This is a genomic window from Bradyrhizobium sp. 153 (assembly GCF_023073835.1).
In the GTDB taxonomy this organism is placed as follows: Bacteria; Pseudomonadota; Alphaproteobacteria; order Rhizobiales; family Xanthobacteraceae; genus Bradyrhizobium.
Genome location: NZ_JADPKH010000019.1, coordinates 120,885 through 135,115, shown reverse-complemented (window position 1 = coordinate 135,115; position 14,231 = coordinate 120,885). Strand labels below are relative to the sequence as shown.

Below are 14,231 nucleotides of genomic sequence, written 5' to 3'. Positions count from 1 at the left end.
AAATAAGCAGTCCTCAGCCATTTTTTCAGGCAAGCCGCCGGCCATCCTCGGCAAATGCCCATCCTCCATGCTTATCGCGCTGGCCCGCCCCTTGCTACCACATGAAAGTCATGCACTCTTGCCGCATGGCCACAGGACGTTGCGGTCTCCACCAAGGCCGGCGCGACTTGGCTCATGCCGCAACGCCTGGGAGAACAGTCGGGATCTATGGCAGTCGCGTTTGATGAAATGAATATTCCCGGCGGCGACCTGCGGCCTGCTTATCAGGAGCTGGCGCGCTGGCTCAAGGAGACGCCTCCCGAGGCCCTCGAATATCGCCGCCAGGAGGCGGAGTTGCTGTTCCGCCGCATCGGCATCACCTTTGCGGTCTATGGCGAAGCCGAGTCGACCGAGCGCCTGATCCCATTCGACGTGATCCCGCGGATCATGTCCGGCAAGGAATGGGCGCTGCTGGAGAAGGGCCTGAAGCAGCGCGTGCGTGCGCTCAACATGTTTTTGCGCGACATCTATCACGGCCGCGATATCCTTCGCGCCGAAATCGTGCCCGACGACCTGATCTTCCAGAACCCGGTGTTCCGGCCCGAGATGAACGGCCAGCAGGTGCCGCACGATGTCTATGTGCACATCGCCGGCATCGACATCGTCCGGACCGACGCTGAAGACTTCATCGTGCTGGAGGATAATGCGCGGACGCCTTCGGGCGTGTCCTACATGCTGGAAAACCGCGAGATCATGATGCGGCTGTTTCCGGATCTGTTCGCCCGCCACAGGGTGGCGCCGGTCGAACGCTATCCGGACGAGCTTCTCGCGGCGCTGCGCTCGGTCGCGCCGCAAAGCGCCTCCGGCGAGCCGACGGTCGCCCTGCTCACGCCCGGCGTCTACAACTCCGCCTATTACGAGCACTCGTTCTTGGCCGACAAGCTCGGCATCGAGCTGGTCGAGGGCCGCGACCTCATTGTCAAGAACAACGAAGTGTTCATGCGGACGACGGAGGGGTTGAAGCGGGTCGACGTGATCTACCGCCGCGTCGACGACGATTTCCTCGATCCGCTCACCTTCCGCCCCGACTCCGTGCTCGGCGTGCCGGGCCTGATGTCGGCCTATGCGGCCGGCAACATCACGCTCGCCAATGCTGTCGGCACCGGCATCGCCGACGACAAGGCGATCTACTCCTACATGCCCGACATCGTAAAATTCTATCTTGGCGAGGAGCCGATCCTGAAGAACGTGCCGACCTGGCGCTGCCGCGAGCCGAAGGATCTCGCCTATGTGCTGGACAATCTGGGCGAACTCGTCGTCAAGGAAGTCCATGGCTCCGGCGGCTACGGCATGCTGATCGGCCCCGCCGCGACGAAAGCCACGATCGAGGCCTTCCGCGAAAAACTGAAGCGTGAGCCGGAAGGCTTCATCGCGCAACCGACGCTGGCGCTCTCCACCTGCCCGACCTGTACCGCAAGCGGCCTCGCCCCGCGCCATGTCGACCTGCGGCCTTTCGTGCTCACGGGCAGCAAGCGCACCACGATCGTGCCGGGCGGGCTGACACGCGTTGCACTGAAGGAAGGCTCTCTGGTCGTCAATTCCAGCCAGGGCGGCGGCACCAAGGACACCTGGATTTTGGACGAGTAGAGATGCTGTCGCGTACCGCCGAAAACCTCTACTGGCTCGCTCGCTACGTCGAACGGGCCGAGTACCTCGCGCGCACCATCGATGCGACGCTGCGCGTCACCGCGCTTCCCGCCGCCTATATCGGCAAGACCAATGAATGGGACTCGGCGCTGCTCACCGCCGGTGTCGCCGGCAGTTTCTATCAGCAATATGAGGAAGCCAACGAGCACAACGTCGTCGATTACCTCTCGTTCTCGGCGGCAAACCCGTCCTCGATCAAGAACTGCATCGAGGCGGCCCGCCTCAACTCGCGCTCGGTGCGCACCGCGCTCACCAGCGAGATGTGGGACACCATCAACTCGGCCTGGATCGAGCTTCAGGCGGTCTGGAGCAAGGGCACCTCCACGCGGGAGGACCTCGCAAAATTCCTGCGCTTCGTGCAGGAGACCTCGCTGCGCTTCGACGGGTCGGCCTACCGGACCATGCTGCGCAACGACGCCTACTGGTTCTCGCGGATGGGCGTGCATCTCGAACGCGCCGACAACACCGCGCGCATCCTCGATGTGAAGTATCACGTGCTCTTGCCCGAGAAAGAGCATGTCGGCGGCCCGCTCGACTTCTATCAGTGGAGCTCGATTCTGCGCTCGGTCTCGGCGCTGACGGCCTATCACTGGGTCTATCGCGAGACGCTTAAACCGTGGCTGATCGCAGACCTGCTCATCCTCAACGACACGCTGCCGCGCTCGCTGGCAAGCTGCTACGGCAATCTCGTGCGCAACCTCGACCAGATCGGCGTCGCCTATGGCCGCCAGGGCCCCGCTCAGCGCCACGCCCGCGGCATCCGCAACCGGCTGGAACACAGCAATATGAACGACATTTTCCAGCACGGCGTGCATGAATTCATTCAGGAATTCATTACGGACAATTCAAGGCTGGGCGAAATCATCACGAAGCAGTATTTGATCTGATACAGGCTGTCATTCCGGGGCGCCCGAAGGGCGAACTATGGTGCGCAATTGCGCACCTGAGAATCTCGAGATTCCGGGTCTGGTCCTTCGGGCCATCCCGGAATGACGGAGCAAGTTAATCACCATGCGCCTGCGAATCCAGCACACCACGACCTATCGCTACGAGCCGCCGGCGACCAGCGTGATCCAGATCCTGCGCATGACGCCCGGCAGCCATGACGGGCAATACGTGGCGGAATGGCAGATCGACGTCTCGACGGACACCAAGCTCGACACGCACGAGGACGCGTTCGGCAACGTCACCCATGTGCTGTCCTGCGGTCCCGTCGGCGACATCAAGATCACCGCCGAAGGCCTGATCGAGACCCACGACACCGGCGGCGTGCTGCGCGGCACGGACGAGCGCTTTCCGGCCGGCATGTTTCTGCGCTCAACCGACCTCACCTCCGTCAATCCAGCGATGATGGCGGTTGCGCGCCAGTTGCGCAGCGAGGCCGAGAGCGACACGCTCGGCTTCCTGCACACGTTGATGACCGAGATCGGCGATCACATGACCTTCGACGAGGACCCGACCAACAGCGGCACCTCGGCGGCGGAGGCGTTCACGCTCAAGCGCGGGGTCTGCCAGGACTACGCGCACATCTTCATCGCCTGCGCACGCAGCGGCGGCGTGCCGGCGCGCTTCGTCTCCGGACACTTCCTGCGCTCTGACGGTACGGTGCACCAGGAGGCCGGCCACGCCTGGGCGGAGGCCTACGTGCCCGATCTCGGCTGGGTCGGCTTCGATCCCGCCAACAGCATCTGCGCCACCGACGCCCATGTCCGCGTCGCGATCGGACTCGATTATCTCGGCGCAGCCCCCGTGCGCGGTACCCGCTATGGCGGCGGCACGGAGACTCTGGCGGTGGCGGTCAAGGTCGAGCAGGCCGGCCGCGGCGGGCAGTCGCAATCGCAGTCACAGCGGCAAAGCTAACTCGTCGTTCCGGGCGTGCCTCAGCACGAGCCCGAAATCCATTGGCCGCAGAGTTAGCGGAGGAATGGATTTCCGGCGCCCCGGAATGACGACATGATCCCTAGGAATCGGGGTTGGAGCGGCTCCCGAAATTGGCTAGTAATTCCGCGCAAACGCGTTCGGGGACTGGAAATGACCTATTGTTGCGGAATCCTGGTTCGGGACGGTCTGGTGATGATCGCCGACACCCGCACCAATGCCGGCCTCGACAACGTCTCGACCTTCCGCAAGCTGCACATCTTCTCCAAGCCCGGCGAGCGCATCATGGCGATCGCCAGCGCCGGCAACCTCGCCATCAGCCAGTCGGTGCTGTCGACGCTGACGGAAGGCCTGGAGGACCCCGACACGGGCGAGATCGAGACGCTGATGAACGCGCCGACCATGTTCCAGGCCGCCCAGCGCATCGGCCGGGCGATCCGGGCCGTGCACGCGACCGAAGGTCCGGCGCTGAAGTCCGAGGACGTTTCCTTCGACGTCTCCTTCCTGTTCGGCGGCCAGATCAAGGGTTCCCGGATGCGCCTGTTCATGATCTACACCGCGGGCAATTTCATCGAGTGCACCACAGATACGCCGTACTTGCAGATCGGCGAGCACAAATACGGCAAGCCGGTGCTCGACCGCGCCATGCACTACGACGTCGAGCTTTACGAGGCGCTGAAGACCGGCCTGATCTCGATGGACTCCACCATGCGCTCGAACCTCGGCGTCGGCCTGCCGATCGACGTGCTGGTGGTGCGCAACGATGCCTGCGAGGCCGATCTCAATCACCGCATCGAGGCGGGCGAGCCCTATTTCCACGATTTGCGCTCGCGCTGGTCGGCGGCGTTGCGCGCCGCACATCAGAACATTCCGCGCCCGCCCTACAAGAACGAAAAAGAACCCAAAACCTGACAGCATGACAAAAGGCAGGAAACGATGAGTGAAGCAAAAAAGATCGCAGTGGTGACGGGCGCCGGCACCGGTGTCGGGCGTGCGGCGTCGCTGGCGCTGATGAACACCGGCTTCACCGTGGTGCTGGTCGGGCGCAGGCTCGACATGCTCGAGGAGACCGCAAAGCTCGGCCCCGCAGGAAAAAGCCTGTGTGTCACCGCCGACATGACCAAACCGGACTCGATCGCGGCGCTGTTTGCCAAGGTGAAGGAGACCTATGGCCGCCTCGACCTGCTCTTCAACAACGCCGGCATGGGCGCGCCGGCCGTCAACTTCGAGGATCTCAGCCTTGAGCAGTGGCAGGCGGTAGTGAACACCAACCTCACCGGCCCGTTCCTGTGCACTCAGCACGCCTTCCGCATCATGAAGGACCAGACCCCGCGCGGCGGCCGTATCATCAACAATGGTTCGATCTCGGCACACGCGCCGCGGCCGTTCTCTGCCGCCTACACCTCGACCAAGCACGCCATCACGGGTCTCACCAAGGCGTCCAATCTTGACGGCCGCATGTATGACATCGCGGTCGGCCAGGTTGATATCGGCAATGCCGCCACCCCGATGACCGACCGCATGGTCAACGGTCCCGGCGTGCTCCAGCCGGACGGCACCACCAAGCACGAGCCGCGCATGGATGCCAAGGCGGTCGGCGATGCCGTCGCCTACATGGCGAGTTTGCCGCTCGACGCCAATGTGCTGACCATGACGGTGATGGCGACCAAGATGCCGTTCGTGGGGCGGGGGTAAACAAAGAACGCAGCGCCTCCACAATCATCCTTGCGAGCGCGGCGAACCAATCCAGGATTTCTCTGCGGAGGGATTCTGGATTGCTTCGTCGCATCAGCGCAAAATTGCTTCGCAATTTTGTCGCGAGCTCCTCGCAATCACGCGTCGAAGGGCGGAGTGTTACTCCAAACTCTCCACCTGGCGCAGGCTCGGGAACAGCTTCATCCACAGGAGCGCCACCGCGACGGTGGCGACGCCGCCGAGCGCAGCGGCGGGCATGGCGCCGAACAGGGCGGCGGTGAGGCCGCTCTCGAACTGGCCGAGCTGGTTCGAGGCATTGATGAAGAGGAAATTCACCGCTCCGACCCGGCCGCGCATCTCGTCGGGCGTGGACAGCTGCACCAGTGAGAAACGGATCACGACGCTAATCGTGTCGGCGGCGCCGAGAACGGCGAGCGCGAGCACCGAGAGCCACATCCAGGACGACAGCGCGAATACGATCGTGGCGACACCGAACACGATCACGGCCTGAAACATGCGCAGGCCCACATGCCGCGAGACGGCGTGACGCGCCAGCACCATGGTCATCAAGAGCGCGCCAACCGCAGGTGCCGCACGCAGCACGCCGAGCCCGACTGGCCCGGTCTGGAGGACGTCGCGGGCATAGATCGGCAGCAGCGCCGTCACGCCGCCGAACAACACTGCGAACAGATCAAGCGAGATGGTGCCGAGGATCGCAGGATTACTGCGGATGAAGCGGACACCGGCAAAGACGTTGTCCGAGTTCGTCCCTTCCTTGGCGACCGCCTGCGGACGCGGCCGGATGAAGCCGGTCAAGATCATCCCAAGGATCCAGAACAGCACCATCACTGCATAGGCGAGATGCGGCGCCACCGCATAGGCAAAGCCGCCGAGCGCGGGCCCCGTAATGGTCGCGACCTGCGCCGCGCCGCTGGAGACCGCGGTGGCGCGCTGGAGAGAACCTTGCGGTGCGATCAGCGGCAGCAGCGCCGCCGTGGTCGGGCTCTCGAAGGCGCCGGCAATGCCGAGCACGAAGGTTGCGACGAAGATCTGCACCTCGCCGACCGCGCCGAGATAGGTGATCACAGCGAGATAGAGTGCGGTTGCCGCTTCCACGAGCTGACAGAGCTGGACGACGCGCTTGCGCTCGTAGCGGTCGGCGGCATGGCCGGCGACGAACACGAGCAGCGCGGTGGGCAGAAACTGCACGAGGCCGACCATGCCGAGATCGAAGGCCGAGCCGGTGAGATCGTAGATCTGCCAGCCGATCGCGACCGCCGCGATCTGGCTGGAGAAACGCGACAGGCTGCGCGAGAGCAGGAAGAACAGGAAGGCGCGGTGGGCGAGGAGCGCGCGGGCACTGACCGGCGGATTACCGGATATTGACTGCTCTGGCATCGCCGCTTCGACCACCTCTTGGATCGTCTTTTGGGTCACCCTCGGACCGTCCGTGCCCTGATCTCGACGCGCCCCCGCGTGACTGAGGGGGACCGGCTTGTCAACAGCGGGACGCCTCCCGCATGTCCCGGCATTGCCTTTGCAACGCAGGCGCGGCCATAATCATTGAGGCTTTGGGGACATCATGCTGCGCTTGCAATCGGCACTCGGCATTTTCGCATTGCTGCTGATCGCCTTCGCGCTCGCAGAGAATCGCCGCGCCGTATCGCTGCGGCAGGCGGCGATCGGCCTCTTCGTCACCTTCGTCACCGCCATCGTCCTCCTGAAGTTACCCGCGGTCGCGCGCGCCTTCGGCGCCATCAACGACGCGGTCGGCGCGATCTCCGCGGCCTCGCGCGCCGGCTCCTCGTTCGTGTTCGGCTATATCGGTGGCGGCGCCCTGCCCTTCGAGGTCAAAGTGCCCGGTGCGGATTTCATCCTGGCGTTCCAGGCGCTGCCGATCGTGCTGGTGATGAGCGTGCTGACGACGCTGCTGTTCTATTGGCGGGTGCTGCCGCCGATCGTGCGGGGCATGGCCTGGCTGCTGGAGCGCACCTTAGGGGTCGGCGGCGCCGTGGGGCTGTCGACCGCCGCCAACATCTTTCTCGGCATGGTCGAGGCGCCCCTGTTCGTGCGGCCGTATCTGAAGCAGATGACCCGCAGCGAATTGTTCCTGGTGATGACCGGCGGCATGGCCGGCATCGCCGGCACCGTGCTGGTGCTCTATGCGACGCTGCTGGCACCCCTTATCCCCGATGCCGCCGCGCACTTCGTCATTGCCTCCGTGCTGGGCGCGCCGGCCGCGATCCTCGTCAGTCTGATCATGGTGCCCGAGACATCCGACAGACGCACCGGCGGCGCGCTGGAAAATCCCGAGATGGAGGTCTCCGGCACGATGGACGCGATCGTGAAGGGCACCACCGCGGGCCTCGAGCTGCTGCTCAACATCGTCGCAATGCTGCTGGTGCTGGTGGCTCTGGTCTATCTCGTCAACGCCATCCTTGGCCTGCTGCCCGATATCGGCGGCGCCGCGATCTCGTTGCAGCGCCTGCTGGGCCTCGCGATGGCGCCGGTGTGCTGGCTGATGGGATTGCCATGGGACCAGGCGGTCACCGCCGGCAGCTTGATGGGCACGAAAACCGTGCTCAACGAATTGATTGCCTATGTCGACTTCTCAAAACTGCCGCCCGACGCGCTCGATCCGCGCTCGCGCCTGATCATGCTCTACGCGATGTGCGGCTTCGCCAATTTCGCCAGCCTCGGCATCATGATCGGCGGCTTAGGGGTGATGGCGCCGGAGCGGCGCGAGGAGATCAACGCGCTGGGGCTGAAGTCGATCGTGTCGGGGACGCTGACGACGTGCCTGATGGGAGCGGTGGTGGGGGTATTGAACTAGACTTCTCTCCGCTTGTCATTGCGAGCGAAGCGAAGCAATGCAGTCTGCATCCGCGGAGAGATTCTGGATTGCTTCGTCGCAAGGGCTCCTCGCAATGACGAGTTGAGAGGCCTGCGCCCCTCCAACAATAGCGCCTACGCCTTCAACTCCACCGTCTTGAACTCCGCCGGCAGGATCACCTCCAGCAATTCCACATCGTCCGAGTAATCCAGAATCATGTGCTTGATCTTCGGCGGCTGGGTCCAGGCGCTGCCCTCTTTCATCAAGGTCTCGCCCTGCCCGTCCATATAAGTCTTCACCCAGCCCTTGAGCACGTAAACCATCTGGAATTCGACATCGTGATAGTGAAGCTTTGAGACCTCGGCCGGATTACACGGGCCTTGCAGACGGATGACATGCGCTTGCGCCAGGCCATGGGTCGCATCGGCGATGCCAAGGTCGCGATATTTGGCATAGGCGCGCAGGCCGTCGGCTTTGAAATCCTCTTCGCGGTGATGGCTGATGGCGATGCGCTGCTTGGGCCGGGCGGGTTTGCTCTGAGCGAGCATACGCGCCTTCGCCTTCACTGCCTTGCGCGCCGCGGATCGAGCTGCGGCCTTGGCTCCACTCCGCTTCTTCACCGCGGCTTGCGCTGCGCTGCGCGATCTTACTTTTTTGACCATCGGCCCGCCTCCCGTTGCTTGTTATTATGCGGCGAGACTAGCACAGAACGAGATGATGTAGCGGGGGCAAAGCGAAACGTGCCCACCATTGCGAGAAGCAGTCGCGGAGACGGTGGGCGCGGCGCGAGCGCGCCTTTGCTCGCCTACGAAGCCGGTGCTCGATCTCAATGCAGCCGGAACACGCCGTCGACAGCGCGGAGTTCGGCCGGCTTGATCAGCTTGCAATGCGCCACGGTAACCGAGTGCAGGGGGCCGTCGAGCCTTTCCTGCCAGAACGCCAGGAAATCCTTCAGCGCCGGAAATTTCGGAAACATGTCGTAATTCTGCCAGACGTAAGTCTGGAGCAGCGACGGATGATCCGGCATCCGATAGAGAATTTGCGCCGTCGTCAGCCCGTAACCCAGCATCTGCTTCCGGAAATCCTCGGAAACGCCCCCACTCTGCAGTCCCATGCCAAACCTCCTTTGCAGGAGCGCATTCAAGGGGCGGCCTGGTCGGTGTGCGCCTTACGAGCCACCCGGTACTGATGCGCTCACATGTGAGAAATGTGACGCAAACTGACAATTCATCTCAAGCCCAAAAGTTTAACAAGCTGTTGAAATTCAATGCGTTAGCAGCAGATGCGGCTCCGTGCTAATACGGCCCGGCGCACCGTTAACGATGTGAAAGAGATTCTGGCAGTCCGCGCTTCCGGGTGCTAATTTTCTGCTAGAAGCCCTTGCCCCCGCAAAATTCCTGTCCTATTTCTTCCTCGCCTGTGCTAGCACTCGCGGGCAACGACTGCTAACAACCTCGAATTCCTCAACTCTTGCAATTGCTTAGGAGGACTGCATGAAATTCCGTCCGCTTCACGACCGCGTCGTGGTCAAGCGCATCGACGCAGAAGAGAAGACCGCTGGCGGCATCATCATTCCCGACACTGCCAAGGAAAAGCCCTCCCAGGGCGAAGTCATCGCCGTCGGCCCCGGTGGCCGCGACGAGTCCGGCAAGCTGATCCCGATCGACCTCAAGGTCGGCGACCGCGTGCTGTTCGGCAAGTGGTCCGGCACCGAGGTCAAGATCGACGGACAGGATCTGCTGATCATGAAGGAGAGCGACGTTATGGGCGTTCTCGAAGTCAGCGAGTCCAAGAAGAAGGCGGCTTAAGAGCCCCGCTCCCTTCCCTTTAAATTTCAAGGAAAAATCCAGATGGCAGCCAAAGAAGTCAAATTCTCGGTTGAGGCGCGCGACAAGATGCTGCGCGGCGTCGACATCCTCGCCAACGCGGTGAAGGTCACGCTCGGTCCCAAGGGCCGCAACGTCGTGCTCGACAAGTCGTTCGGCGCTCCCCGCATCACCAAGGACGGCGTCACCGTCGCCAAGGAGATCGAGCTCGAGGACAAGTTCGAGAACATGGGCGCCCAGATGGTGCGCGAAGTTGCCTCCAAGTCCGCTGACGCGGCCGGCGACGGCACCACTACCGCGACCGTGCTCGCGGCCGCGATCGTGAAGGAAGGCGCCAAGTCTGTCGCCGCCGGCATGAACCCGATGGATCTCAAGCGCGGTATCGACCTCGCGGTCGAAGCCGTGGTGGCAGACCTCGAGAAGAACTCGAAGAAGGTTACCTCGAACGACGAAATCGCCCAGGTCGGCACCATTTCCGCCAACGGCGACGCCGAAATCGGCAAGTTCCTCTCCGACGCCATGAAGAAGGTCGGCAACGAGGGCGTGATCACCGTCGAGGAAGCCAAGTCGCTGGAGACCGAGCTCGACGTCGTCGAGGGCATGCAGTTCGACCGCGGTTACATCTCGCCCTACTTTGTCACCAACGCCGACAAGATGCGCGTTGAGATGGACGACGCCTACATCCTCATCAACGAGAAGAAGCTCTCCTCGCTGAACGAGCTGCTGCCGCTGCTCGAGGCCGTTGTGCAGACCGGCAAGCCGCTGGTCATCGTCGCCGAGGACGTGGAAGGCGAAGCGCTCGCGACCCTGGTCGTGAACCGCCTCCGCGGCGGCCTCAAGGTCGCGGCCGTCAAGGCTCCGGGCTTCGGCGATCGCCGCAAGGCCATGCTCCAGGACATCGCGATCCTGACCGGCGGCCAGGCGATCTCGGAAGACCTCGGCATCAAGCTCGAGAACGTCACGCTCAACATGCTCGGTCGCGCCAAGAAGGTGATGATCGACAAGGAGAACACCACCATCGTCAACGGCGCCGGCAAGAAGGCCGACATCGAGGCGCGCGTGGCCCAGATCAAGGCGCAGATCGAGGAGACCACCTCGGACTACGATCGTGAGAAGCTCCAGGAGCGTCTGGCCAAGCTCGCCGGCGGCGTCGCGGTGATCCGCGTCGGCGGCGCGACCGAGGTCGAGGTGAAGGAGCGCAAGGATCGCGTTGATGACGCGATGCATGCGACCCGCGCGGCCGTGGAAGAAGGCATCGTCCCCGGCGGCGGCGTCGCCCTGCTCCGTGCCTCCGAGCAGCTCAAGGGCCTGCGCACCAAGAACGACGACCAGAAGACCGGCGTCGAGATCGTGCGCAAGGCGCTGTCGGCGCCCGCTCGCCAGATCGCTATCAACGCCGGCGAAGACGGCTCGGTGATCGTCGGCAAGATCCTGGAGAACAAGGCCTATAATTACGGCTTCGATTCCCAGACCGGCGAATATGCCGACCTCGTCAAGAAGGGCATCATCGACCCGACCAAGGTGGTCCGCACCGCGATCCAGAACGCAGCCTCGGTGGCCGCGCTCCTGATCACCACGGAAGCCATGGTCGCCGAGCTGCCCAAGAAGGGCGGCGCCGGCCCGGCGATGCCCCCCGGCGGCGGCATGGGCGGCATGGACTTCTGATCCAGCCATCTCAAGGAGTACGAAACCCCGGCAGCAATGCCGGGGTTTTTGTTTTGGGCAACCTTCCCGCCACCGCCATTCCGGGGCGCGCCCTCTTGGGCGCGAGCCCCGGAATGACGAGCGGACGGAGCGCAGCGCAATCCGGCCACGCACACCGCCTGGATGACGAGACCATTCACCGCACCTTCCCCAGCCGCTCCATGTGCGGCTCGCCGTCTTCGTCGAACGACCAGAAGATCCGCGTCACCTTCCCGACGAGATTGTCCATCGGCACGAAACCGAATGTCGACGTCATGCGGCTGTCGGTGGAATTGTCCCGGTTGTCGCCGAGCACGAAGAAGTGGCCCGGCGGCACCGTGAAGACATCCGTATTGTCCAGGAAGCCGTTATCGATGCAGTCATAGGTCACATAGGACACGCCGCTCGGCAGCGTCTCGCGCCACCGCTTGACCTTGAAGCTGCCATCCACACCGCAGGCGATGCCTGCGAGCCCGTGCTCGAGCGGCGCGCGTCACTGGACGGTCGTTGAGCATGAGCTGGCCCTGCCGCACCTGGATGCGGTCGCCGGGCAGCCCGACCATGCGCTTGACGTAATCGACCGAACTGTCCTTCGCCGTCCGGAACACGACGATTCGCCATATTCCGGTTCGGCGGCGAACAGGCGGCCCGAGATCCAGGACGGCGCGAAAGGAAAGGAATAGCGGCCGTAGCCATAGGCATATTTCGCGACGAAGACGTAGTCGCCGACCATCAGCGTCGGCGCCATCGAACGAGAAGGGATGTTGAACGGCTGATACAGCAAGAAGCGAAACAGGAACGGCGGCGACCACAGCAGCGGAATCAACAGGATCAGGATGACAATCGCCTTCCATTCACGCGACTGCGCCGACGACCGCGGCCGGAATGTTTCCTGAATGGTCATGCACCTGCCCTGATCAAATCCGTAGCCGTCGCGAGATTACGCAACTTTCGCGCGCGTGCAATCCCGGCTCCGTGATCTCGGTCGCATAGGTTCGGCCATTCATGGCAAGGGCGACACAACGGATATGTGAAGGCCGCCCATGGGCCTTCGGGTTTTCACGCGCTCTCGGGTTATCCCCGCGCAAGTTCGCTGAAACACGCTCGCAGCCAGTCGATCGTCACACGTGTCGCGGCGTCGCGCTTGAGATGGTTTTGCACGAGCAGCCAGACGTCGCGGCGTTTCGGCAGCAGCGTGGCGCGCAGGCGGCGATCGCCGAGCAGCTCGGTGCAGCTGTGCTCCGGCAACACGCCAGCGGCCTGATGCGAGCGGATCAGGGTGCGGATGATGCGGACATTGTCGGTCACGCAGCGAGGGCGGATTTTCTTCGTCCGCAGGAATTGCATCTCGGGAATGGCGCCGAGCTCGTCCGGATAAGCGCATAGCACCGGCTCGCCTTCAGTCGCGTCCGGTTCAAAATAGTAGATGCGGATGTCGCCGAGCCTGGAGATCGAAAAGTCGCCCTTGTCGGGCTTGCGCAGGCGGATCGCGAGATCGGCCTCCCAGCGCGAGAACCTGACGTTCTCGCTCGAGGTCAGGAATTGCAGCGTCAGGCCGGGATTGGCGCGCAGGAACTCGCTCGCATGCGGGGACAGCACCTCCTCGGCGACCGCATTGGTCGCGGCGATGCGCAGCCGCCCCACGGGGCCGGGCATGCTCTCACTGATGCGACCGATCTCGGCGGCATGCGCGGCCATGGCTTGGACGTGCGCCAGCACCGCCTCGCACTGACGCGTCGGCTTGCGGACACCGTCGGCAGCCTCAAACAGGCGCAGGCCGAGCGCATATTCGATGCGCGCCAGCCGACGTCCGACCGTGGTCTCGTCGATGCGCAGCCGCGCGCTGGCGCCGGCATAGGTGCCCTCGTCTCTGACCGCGGCGATGATGCGAAGATCGTCCCAATTCATGGTTTCAAGGCTACATCGGCTGGCATTGGCCTGCAATATCGCAGCCGTCGGCTGCAATATCCCTGCATATCGGCAGGCTACCGACGAGCTATGCTCGGCCAACCTTACGCTTGGAGATTCTGAAGATCATGATGCCCGCAAAGACCCTGCTGCAGCTCGCCGGTGCCGACCTCACTCCGCCGCGTCTTGACGACGCCGCGCTGGTGCTGATCGACATCCAGAACGAATATCTCGCAGGTCCCCTCGCCCTGCCGGACGCCAAGCCTGCGATCGCGCGGGCGACCGTCCTGCTGGCGCGGGCGCGCGAGCGCGGATCTGCGATCATCCATATCGCCCATCGCGGCAAGCCCGGCGGCCTGTTCGATCGCTCCGCCGATCGCGGCGCCATCGTCGCCGAGCTCGCGCCGCTTGCGGACGAGCTCGTGATCGAGAAGGAGTTGCCGAACGCTTTCGCCGGCACCGGCCTGCAGGCGCAGCTCGCCGCCAGCGGACGCAACAACATCGTGTTGGCCGGATTCATGACGCACATGTGCGTCAGCTCCACCGCCCGCGCCGCGCTCGATCTCGGGTTTCGCACGACCATCGATGCCGATTCCTGCGCCACGCGTGATCTGCCCGACGGCCGCGGCGGCACGCTGGATGCCCGGACCATCCACGAGGTCGCGCTGGCCGAGCTCTCGGACCGCTTCGCGATCATCGCGCGCGGCGATGCGCTGGCGTGA

Annotated in this window: 16 protein-coding genes; 9 read left to right on the top strand and 7 right to left on the bottom strand. The window is 63.7% G+C overall.

Annotated features, from left to right (window positions below; genetic code table 11):
- Window positions 1-207: 207 nt before the first annotated feature.
- The 5 genes from IVA91_RS05455 to IVA91_RS05435 all read left to right on the top strand — a co-directional run bounded on the left by IVA91_RS05455 (window position 208) and on the right by IVA91_RS05435 (window position 5,259).
- Window positions 208-1,626, top strand: coding sequence for a circularly permuted type 2 ATP-grasp protein (locus tag IVA91_RS05455; protein ID WP_247280095.1), 1,419 nt, complete (start codon window positions 208-210; stop codon window positions 1,624-1,626).
- 2 nt (window positions 1,627-1,628) lie between these two features.
- Window positions 1,629-2,573 (top strand): alpha-E domain-containing protein, encoded by a 945-nt coding sequence (locus IVA91_RS05450; protein WP_247280096.1) that lies wholly within the window; start codon window positions 1,629-1,631, stop codon window positions 2,571-2,573.
- 124 nt (window positions 2,574-2,697) lie between these two features.
- Window positions 2,698-3,546: a transglutaminase family protein gene (locus tag IVA91_RS05445; protein WP_247280097.1), complete on the top strand. Its 849-nt coding sequence runs from the start codon at window positions 2,698-2,700 to the stop codon at window positions 3,544-3,546.
- Between the two features lie 171 nt (window positions 3,547-3,717).
- Window positions 3,718-4,476 (top strand): proteasome-type protease, encoded by a 759-nt coding sequence (locus IVA91_RS05440; RefSeq protein WP_247280098.1) that lies wholly within the window; start codon window positions 3,718-3,720, stop codon window positions 4,474-4,476.
- Between the two features lie 24 nt (window positions 4,477-4,500).
- Window positions 4,501-5,259: an SDR family oxidoreductase gene (locus tag IVA91_RS05435; protein WP_247280099.1), complete on the top strand. Its 759-nt coding sequence runs from the start codon at window positions 4,501-4,503 to the stop codon at window positions 5,257-5,259.
- A 159-nt stretch (window positions 5,260-5,418) separates the two neighbouring features.
- Here IVA91_RS05435 and IVA91_RS05430 read toward each other — a convergent pair whose 3' ends face one another.
- Window positions 5,419-6,657, bottom strand: coding sequence for an MFS transporter (locus IVA91_RS05430; RefSeq protein ID WP_247458413.1), 1,239 nt, complete (start codon window positions 6,655-6,657; stop codon window positions 5,419-5,421).
- Window positions 6,658-6,841: 184 nt separating this feature from the next.
- Between IVA91_RS05430 and IVA91_RS05425 the strand changes: the two genes are divergently transcribed.
- Window positions 6,842-8,092, top strand: a complete 1,251-nt coding sequence (locus IVA91_RS05425) for a nucleoside transporter C-terminal domain-containing protein (RefSeq protein ID WP_247280101.1) — start codon at window positions 6,842-6,844, stop codon at window positions 8,090-8,092.
- A 134-nt stretch (window positions 8,093-8,226) separates the two neighbouring features.
- On the opposite strand, the gene IVA91_RS05420 is transcribed toward IVA91_RS05425, so the two are convergent.
- Both IVA91_RS05420 and IVA91_RS05415 read right to left on the bottom strand, forming a co-directional pair.
- Window positions 8,227-8,754 carry a cupin domain-containing protein gene (locus IVA91_RS05420; protein WP_247280102.1) on the bottom strand — a complete coding sequence of 176 codons (528 nt, stop codon included), beginning with the start codon at window positions 8,752-8,754 and terminating at the stop codon, window positions 8,227-8,229.
- A gap of 164 nt (window positions 8,755-8,918) precedes the next feature.
- Complete coding sequence (locus tag IVA91_RS05415; protein ID WP_247280103.1) at window positions 8,919-9,206, bottom strand: usg protein; 288 nt, start codon at window positions 9,204-9,206, stop codon at window positions 8,919-8,921.
- Between the two features lie 379 nt (window positions 9,207-9,585).
- Between IVA91_RS05415 and IVA91_RS05410 the strand changes: the two genes are divergently transcribed.
- On the top strand, window positions 9,586-9,900 hold the full coding sequence (locus IVA91_RS05410) for a co-chaperone GroES (RefSeq protein WP_247280104.1): 315 nt from the start codon (window positions 9,586-9,588) through the stop codon (window positions 9,898-9,900).
- 42 nt (window positions 9,901-9,942) lie between these two features.
- On the top strand, window positions 9,943-11,583 hold the full coding sequence (gene groL, locus IVA91_RS05405) for a chaperonin GroEL (protein ID WP_247458406.1): 1,641 nt from the start codon (window positions 9,943-9,945) through the stop codon (window positions 11,581-11,583).
- 175 nt (window positions 11,584-11,758) lie between these two features.
- On the opposite strand, the gene lepB is transcribed toward groL, so the two are convergent.
- From lepB to IVA91_RS05395, 4 genes are all read right to left on the bottom strand, one after another.
- Entirely contained in the window at window positions 11,759-12,052 is a 294-nt protein-coding gene (gene lepB / locus IVA91_RS36630) for a signal peptidase I (RefSeq protein WP_346015466.1), read from the bottom strand.
- Complete coding sequence (locus tag IVA91_RS36625) at window positions 11,982-12,164, bottom strand: S26 family signal peptidase (RefSeq protein ID WP_253075131.1); 183 nt, start codon at window positions 12,162-12,164, stop codon at window positions 11,982-11,984. The genes lepB and IVA91_RS36625 overlap by 71 nt, the downstream gene beginning before the upstream one ends.
- Window positions 12,095-12,505: a S26 family signal peptidase gene (locus IVA91_RS36620; protein ID WP_253075130.1), complete on the bottom strand. Its 411-nt coding sequence runs from the start codon at window positions 12,503-12,505 to the stop codon at window positions 12,095-12,097. Before IVA91_RS36620 ends, IVA91_RS36625 begins: the two co-directional genes overlap by 70 nt.
- Before the next feature lie 170 nt (window positions 12,506-12,675).
- Entirely contained in the window at window positions 12,676-13,509 is an 834-nt protein-coding gene (locus IVA91_RS05395) for a LysR family transcriptional regulator (protein WP_247280760.1), read from the bottom strand.
- A gap of 128 nt (window positions 13,510-13,637) precedes the next feature.
- On the opposite strand from IVA91_RS05395, the gene IVA91_RS05390 reads away from it, so the two are divergent.
- Window positions 13,638-14,231 carry a cysteine hydrolase family protein gene (locus IVA91_RS05390; RefSeq protein ID WP_247280759.1) on the top strand — a complete coding sequence of 198 codons (594 nt, stop codon included), beginning with the start codon at window positions 13,638-13,640 and terminating at the stop codon, window positions 14,229-14,231.